The organism is Streptomyces sp. NPDC060027 (assembly GCF_042737005.1).
In the GTDB taxonomy this organism is placed as follows: domain Bacteria; phylum Actinomycetota; class Actinomycetes; order Streptomycetales; family Streptomycetaceae; genus Streptomyces.
Genome location: NZ_JBHWVI010000330.1, coordinates 1 through 6,907 on the forward strand (window position 1 = coordinate 1; position 6,907 = coordinate 6,907).

A 6,907-nucleotide genomic window follows, 5' to 3' on the forward strand; every position below is an offset into this window, starting at 1 on the left:
GCATCCCCCGGGTGATGCGCACGGCACCCCTTGATGCGCGCCAGGAGGCTCCGCCACACCACGCGTGCCGAGGACGGCGAGGCGGTGTCAGCCCCTCGTCGGGGCGGACGGCACCGGAGTCAGCAGGCCTCGCGCCTGGACGGCGGGCAGGGACAGCGTGCGATAGCCCACGCTCTCGAACAGGACCGTGATCCTGTTTCCCTCTTCGCTCATCACCTCGCCCTCGCCCCACGTGCTGTGCCCCACTCGCATCCCGGGCGGGAAGGCGCCGGCGCCGTCGGCCGCCACGGGTTCCAGCGGGTCGGGGCCCGTACCGGAGAGGACGTCTCCCGTCCGGACGGGAGCCTCCTTCAACTCCTGGGTACGGGTGCACATGTCGCAGCCCGCGCAGTCGCCTTCGGCCAGACTCTCCCCGAAGTACCCGAGCATGTGGCGCCGGCGACAGCCGTTCGTCTCCGCGTACGCCCGCATCATCTCCACCCGGGAACGCTCGAGGTCGACACGGGCGGAAGCGATCCGCATCGCCTCGCGGACGCAGGTGTCCCGCCGCGCCCCGGGCACGGCCCGAACGCCGCCGCGCTTGGCCGTCGTCACGGCTCCGGCCTCCTCCAGCAGGTGCAGCATCGACGTCAGCGGTGTCTGGGACAGCCCGGTGCGTTCGCGCAGACCGGTCGCCGTGACGGGTCCCTGGTGCTCGCGCACCGCGTCGATCAGCCCGCCCAGCGCCTCCGGGTCGGGGTGGGCGCCTGTCCGGAACCGCTGCACGCCGAGATCCTCGGGCCGGTACGCGAGGATCGCCGTCGACGGTCGTCCGTCGCGGCCCGCCCGGCCGATCTCCTGGTAGTAGGTGTCGAGGGAACCCGGCACCGATGCGTGCAGCACGAAGCGGATGTTCGGCTTGTCGATGCCCATCCCGAACGCGGAGGTGGCGACGACCACGTCGAGTTCGCCGTCCCGGAAGCGGTCGTGCGTCCGGGAGCGCTCGGTCGCCGACAGACCCGCGTGGTACGCGGCGCTGTCGAATCCGAGCGCCGACAGTTCCTGCGCGTACTCTTCGGCCTCCCGCCGCGTTCCCGCGTAGACGATGCCCGGTTTGGCCTCGGCCGCGGCCCGCTCCACCACCCACCGGCGCTTCCCCGCGTTCTCCCGATGCCGCACGACCTCCAGCGTGATGTTGCGGCGGTCGAACCCCGCGACCACCTCGTGCGCCTCGTGCATGCCGAGCCGCTCCACGATGTCCGCCCGCACCGGGGCAGCCGCGCTGGCGGTGAGGGCGAGGAGTGGAGGCCGGCCGATGCGTTCGCGCACATGGCACAGGGACAGATAGTCGGGCCGGAAGTCGTACCCCCAGGAGGACACGCAGTGCGCCTCGTCGACCACCATCAGCGCGGGAGCGGCCGCGGCGATCTGCTCCACCACCTCGTCCTTGGCGAGCTGCTCGGGAGAGACGAACAGAAAATCCAGGCTGCCTTCGCGTACGCGCTCCCACACGGCTTCGTTGTCCCGTGCGCGCTGCGCGGAGTTGACGGCCGAGGCGCCGGATCCCTCGATACGGGCGAGATGGGCGACCTGGTCCCGCTGGAGCGCTATCAGGGGCGACACCACGACGGTCGGCCCCTCCAACAGCACCCCCGGCACCTGGTACACGGCGGACTTCCCGGCACCCGTCGGCATCACCACGATGGTGTCGCGCCCCGCCATCACGGCTGTCATGGCATCGAGTTGGGACGGACGCAGACGCTCCCAGCCGAACACCTCACGGGCGCAGCGGCGCAGACGTCTCCTGAGTGACCTGGTCTTGAAGTATCCGACCTTGACACGCATGGCACTCCTGACGCCGTCTCCAGTGGGGTTCGGCGCCCGGGTACCCCCGACGGGACGAAAAACGGGCCGCTCGCGGAGAGTTCTCGTTCCGTGTCCTCGGAGTGCGGCGGTACGGCCGTTCTCTGGCGGCGCGGTCGGCTTTCTACGGGGCGGGGTTCCCGGCGTCAAGGTCGAATTCAGTGCGGCTGGGCTACTTCTTGGCGCGCACGGCGGACCGTTGGGTGATCTCGATCTCGATCGTCTCGCGCAGTTCGTCCGACGTGAAGCCGAGGTTGCGCAGGATCCGCGCGGCGGGTCTCTCTTTTGTCCGTGAACTCCCTCGGAATTGTCCGTGATCGGTAACGAACGCATCCCATGGCTGCTGCCTCTCGTCCTGCCAGGTGGTCGTAAGACGACCAGGGATCGGCGAGGAACTGCGGGAGAGCGGGGCGGACATGGCACGGCACGGTGGCGGGCGGGGCTGGTACGGCAAGGTGGTCGGGGCGGCGCTCGGGGTGACAGTGCTGGCCGTCGGTGCCTCGGTGTGGACCGCGCAGGCCGGGGCCGTGGGCGGCTCGTCGCCTCAGGCGGCCGCGTCGGCCAGGCCGGGCAGCGACGTCAAGCCGGTGGCGGTGACCATCGCGCACGCCTCGGACAAGGGCGTACGCGGCGTCAACATCACCATCGACGACGGTCCGGACCCCGTGTGGACCCCTCAGGTGCTCGACGTGCTGCGGGAGTACGGGGTGAAAGCCACGTTCTGCATGGTGGGGACGCAGGCGCAGGCCCATCCGGACCTCGTGAAGAAGGTGGTCGTCGCCGGGCACCGGCTGTGCGACCACTCGGTGTCGCACGACACGACCATGGACGCCAAGTCCCAGGCGTACCAGTCGCAACAGATACTCGACGCCGAACGCATGATCACCGAGGCGTCCGGGGGTGTACGGCCGATGTACTACCGGGCGCCCGGCGGGGCGTTCACCCCCTACAGCCGCAAGCTGGCCGCCTCCCGGGGCATGCGCCCGCTGGGCTGGAACGTGGACTCCAAGGATTTCGAGCGGCCGGGCACGGACGCCATCGTCGCCACCGTCGAGCGGGAGCTGCCCAACGGTCCGACGCTCCTCTTCCACGACGCGGGCGGCGACCGCACCCAGACCGTCGAGGCCCTGCGCCGGATCCTGCCCCACCTCAAGGAGCAGGGCTACTCCTTCGGCTTCCCGGTGCGCTGAGCCCCGACCCTGGTCGGTCACGGCATCGACATTCAGCCCCGGCCCCGGCGCCGGTACCCCGGTCGGTGTTCCAGCCGCCGGTCTGCTGTTGGGCGCGATGACGGTTCGGCTCGTCGACGGCTGCCCGGCACGGTCACGCGGGCTGCGGCTGTCCGGTCCAGGGGGTCATCCCATGCCTTGCCTGCGGCCCTCCCGCACCGGGGTTCCCTGTCGTTACTGGAGATTACAAACGCCGGCTGCACCGATCACTCGGACAACGAAGCCCCGACGGTGTGGGCACGCCCGACCCACCCGCCGCCGATGACCAATCGCGAGGCATCCGGCGCGACCGCCCTCGGCAGCCCCATCCACAAATACACGCAGGTCGCATAAGGTGACAGGGTTTTCGGCACGCACACGGGCCTCTTGCGGCAGCCCGACTCTTCATCACCACAGCCCAGTGAAAGGCCGCCCATGAAGCGAACGTTCACTTTGATCATCGCGCTGGTCGTCACTGTGCTGTCGCCGACAACGGCACACGCCGCGGTCAAGAAGGCCAAACCCCCGCTCAGTTGCGAGTCTCGGACGTTCACCTCCGACCCGGGACCGCGCTTCAACGACCCGGAGGATCCCGCCGCCCAGATGAAGATCATGGGCCCGATCATCGAATCGATCAACAGCGCCAGCTGCGGGCAGACCATACGCGTCGCCATGTACTCGATCAGCAACGCACAGCCAGGCCCGGACTTCGCCAACGCCCTGATAGCCGCGCACCAGCGCGGCGTCACGGTCAAGGCTCTGATGGACGCTCACAGCAGCAATACACTCTGGCAGTCGATGGTCACCGAGTTGGGCAACGACCCGCGAGCCTCCAGCTTCGCCGCGCTGTGCCCGGGCGGCTGCCTGACCCACTACGCCGGCTCCGCCCTGCACGCGAAGTACTACATGCTCAGCGGCGGGAGCGACGCGAACAGGACAGTGACCGTCAGCAGCGCCAACCCCACCTCCGCCCAGGCCAGCACCGCGTGGAACAGCAGCGCCACCGTCAAGGGCAACGTCGCCCTGTACAACTCCTACGTCAGCTACTTCACCGCCATGGCCAAGGGGGCGCTCAATGGCCCGGGCCCGCTGGCACCCGACTACTACAACTCCACCAGCGCCACGGCCGCCAGGAAACTGACCCCGCCCTCCTACCAGTGGCCCAAGGCACGCACCAGAAGTGACACCTGGGTCGACTTCCTGAGCAACATCAAGGCGCCGGCCACGATCAACATCGCCATGTTCCAGTGGACCTCTCACGGGCAGCCGGGCGACCCGAACTATCTGGAGCTGCCGAAGAAGCTGGTGAGTCTGGCACAAACCGGCGTCAAGATCCACATTCTCATCACCGCCGGCCAGGTCGATGACAGCGTGCAGAACTACCTGAGGAACCGGCCGAATATCGACGTCCACGACACCAGCCACGGCACCGACGCGAACGGCAACGCTCTGCACTACACGCACGACAAGTACATGATGGTCAGTGGCAGTTACGCGGGTGCCACCGACTCCAGGCTCGTGTTCGTCGGTTCCTCGAACTGGACAAGCAACGGCGTCTGGCACAACGACGAGTCGGACCTGAAGCTCAGCGGCCGGTCCAGCTACGACATGTTCATGGCCAACTGGCAGAACCAGTACGACCGCTGCTGCGGGACCGTGGCGCAGCAGTTGAGCGCCGAGGAGCGCGCCGAGAACACGGCACGAGAGATTCCGATCGATCCGAGGCAGGCCCAGGAATAGGCACCACTGTCGAGTGCCCGCGCATTGCTGCGGCGAGGTCGGCGGGGCCGGTGGGTATCGAGGCTGGTGACGGCGTAGACGCTCTCTCGGATCTCGCGTTTGCCGGTCTGCCTGCGGCCTCGCGGTGAGATGGGCTGATCCTCTGGGGGTGCGGTCGAAAGCCCGGCGTCTGGCGGAGCGCGGCTGGCTCCTGCTGGAGACGTCGGGGGCATTCAGTGCCGGCCGGCCGCCCGTGGCCGTGCCAGACGCCGGCTCATCCGCGTGACCATCGACCACCGGATCACCGCCTCGCTGGTGGCGGGCAGGGTCTCGTAGTCCCGGGCCAGGCGGCGGGAGTTCATCAACCATGCGAACGTGCGCTCTGCCCCCCAGCGTCTCGGCAGCACCACGAACCCTGTCATGTTGTCGGTGCGCTTGACGATCTCCAGGGTCAGAGCGAGCTTGTCCCGGCACCAGCCGACGAGGGAGCCGGTGTAGCCGCCGTCGGCCCAGACGAGGGTGATGCCGCGGTGCCGGGCCGCAAACGGCACATCGTGTCGACACCCTCTTGCGCCAGTGGCCGCATCACCGAAGCCACCGTCGGCCTCGCGGCGTCGTCCGCTGTGTGTCAGTGGCCTGCGGCATGATGCGGGGCATGTGACGGCCTGTCCGACAGGGGCTCCGAGGCCGTCCTCGATGAGGGGAGTGCTGTGCGTAGGCCGGTCGCAGGCGAGGTGCGTGTTCACGATCGTCAGATCTACGTCGAGAGCGATCCGGACAGCGCCAGACCTGACCTCTCCAAGGCGTTCGCCTACCAGAACGGGGGGTTGTGCGGGGCTGCGGTCCCAGGTGTGATCCTCCTGTCCACCGGGCTGTACGCGGGCGACGTCGGCTTCGTCGTGGAAGTCCACGACGCGGCCCCTGTGTTGGACCCGGTCTGGGATGACGTGATGGACGTGTCCTTCCGCCCCGAGTCGGAACGCACACGTCTGGTGCAGGGGGACGGCGAGACCGCGTGGGACCTGGGTCTCACCCGGACCGACTACCGGGTCCGGTACTGCGCCCGGGGGATGGACGAGGGACGGGAACTCTCCACCAGAGTGGCCGGGGAGCCCCGGGCGGACAGCTACCTCCTGCAGTTCTGGCCTGCCCCACCCCGCCCGGACGAGGTGATCCGCCACACCTCGCGGATGGCCGGGGACCTGCACTGGAACGTGCGCCGGACGGCGCGTACGCCCGAACAGCTCGCCGAGGCCGAACGCCTGACTCGCCAGGTGTTCCAGCGGGCCGCCGAGGAGCGGGCCGAACAGGCCGCCGAGGGGCGTCGCCTGCACTACGAGGAGTGGGAGTGGGGCGGACGGCTGCCGAGCGAGAGGCTGCGGGGTGCCCGCGAGAGCAACGTCCTCGCTCTGCTCCGCTTCGACAGCGACCTGGTGCACGCCCTCGATGTCGTGGGTCCCGAGGTCCAGCGGGCAGTGGCGTTGCTGGCCGCGCGGCGAGCCTGCGAGGCTGCGGGCCTGACCGATGTGCCGTGGGTCGCCCAGGCGCTCACCGCGTTGGCAGAGGGGCGCCCCCTGCCGCCGCCGTTCGACGACCCGGCCCGGATGTGGGAGACCCTGCGCTCCGACCCTCGCATACCGGACAGGTCGGTGCTCGAAGCGATACCTCCCGAGCGACCGCCGTACTTCCCGCCACCGTCCGCGGACACAGGGCGCAAGGTCGTCGTGGTGCACCCTCCCGTCACGCCGCGGACCCCGGAACGGATCTCACAGCCGCACTTCGCTCTTCCCGCCGTGCTCGCCGCCGCAAAGCCCGCCCCGCTCATAGCGGCACTGGACGCGGTGTGTCATGCGCTGCACGCGTACGGCGAGCACTACCCCGAGCTGCTGGACGAGATCCGGTCGGTGTGCGCCGAGCGGGCAATGAGCATTGCCGCCGCACTCCGCACCCGTACCACCCCGCCGCGGCTGGTCGACGTCACCGCGGTCGCCCCGCAACTGGCCCCGCTGGCACGCACGGCGACCCGGCTGCATCCCCGCCCCGGGTCGCCCACGCCGTACGACAGCTCCGTCGGCGGGGCCCGGCGGTGGGCCGCCGACCAGCCCAGGCCCCACATCGGGGGGCCGCACCCGTGGGAC

At 69.6% G+C, this 6,907-nt stretch carries 4 protein-coding genes and 2 pseudogenes; 3 read left to right on the plus strand and 3 right to left on the minus strand.

The window, feature by feature from the left end; genetic code table 11:
- Positions 1-87: 87 nt before the first annotated feature.
- Complete coding sequence (locus ACFWBT_RS40505) at positions 88-1,824, minus strand: RecQ family ATP-dependent DNA helicase (RefSeq protein WP_385709128.1); 1,737 nt, start codon at positions 1,822-1,824, stop codon at positions 88-90.
- A 190-nt stretch (positions 1,825-2,014) separates the two neighbouring features.
- Positions 2,015-2,260 (minus strand): Clp protease N-terminal domain-containing protein, encoded by a 246-nt coding sequence (locus ACFWBT_RS40510; protein ID WP_385709131.1) that lies wholly within the window; start codon positions 2,258-2,260, stop codon positions 2,015-2,017.
- On the opposite strand from ACFWBT_RS40510, the gene ACFWBT_RS40515 reads away from it, so the two are divergent.
- Complete coding sequence (locus tag ACFWBT_RS40515) at positions 2,259-3,032, plus strand: polysaccharide deacetylase family protein (protein ID WP_385709134.1); 774 nt, start codon at positions 2,259-2,261, stop codon at positions 3,030-3,032. The two genes, ACFWBT_RS40510 and ACFWBT_RS40515, sit on opposite strands and share 2 nt — an antisense overlap.
- 453 nt (positions 3,033-3,485) lie before the next feature.
- The gene (locus ACFWBT_RS40520) at positions 3,486-4,790 is read left to right on the plus strand and encodes a phosphatidylserine/phosphatidylglycerophosphate/cardiolipin synthase family protein (protein ID WP_385709137.1); all 1,305 of its coding nucleotides are present in this window, start codon (positions 3,486-3,488) and stop codon (positions 4,788-4,790) included.
- Positions 4,791-5,002: 212 nt separating this feature from the next.
- On the opposite strand, the pseudogene ACFWBT_RS40525 reads toward ACFWBT_RS40520, so the two are convergent.
- Positions 5,003-5,302: pseudogene (locus ACFWBT_RS40525) on the minus strand (transposase); the annotation flags it as partial.
- Positions 5,303-6,691: 1,389 nt separating this feature from the next.
- Here ACFWBT_RS40525 and ACFWBT_RS40530 point away from each other — a divergent pair.
- Positions 6,692-6,907, plus strand: a pseudogene (locus ACFWBT_RS40530) (hypothetical protein); the annotation flags it as partial.

What these genes read in the sequence shown, in the direction of transcription:
- ACFWBT_RS40520 (WP_385709137.1), top strand. Translation starts at nt 3,486, where the DNA reads ATGAAGCGAACGTTCACTTTGATCATCGCGCTGGTCGTCACTGTGCTG.
- ACFWBT_RS40505 (WP_385709128.1), bottom strand. Translation starts at nt 1,824, where the DNA reads ATGCGTGTCAAGGTCGGATACTTCAAGACCAGGTCACTCAGGAGACGT.
- ACFWBT_RS40510 (WP_385709131.1), bottom strand. Translation starts at nt 2,260, where the DNA reads ATGTCCGCCCCGCTCTCCCGCAGTTCCTCGCCGATCCCTGGTCGTCTT.
- ACFWBT_RS40515 (WP_385709134.1), top strand. Translation starts at nt 2,259, where the DNA reads ATGGCACGGCACGGTGGCGGGCGGGGCTGGTACGGCAAGGTGGTCGGG.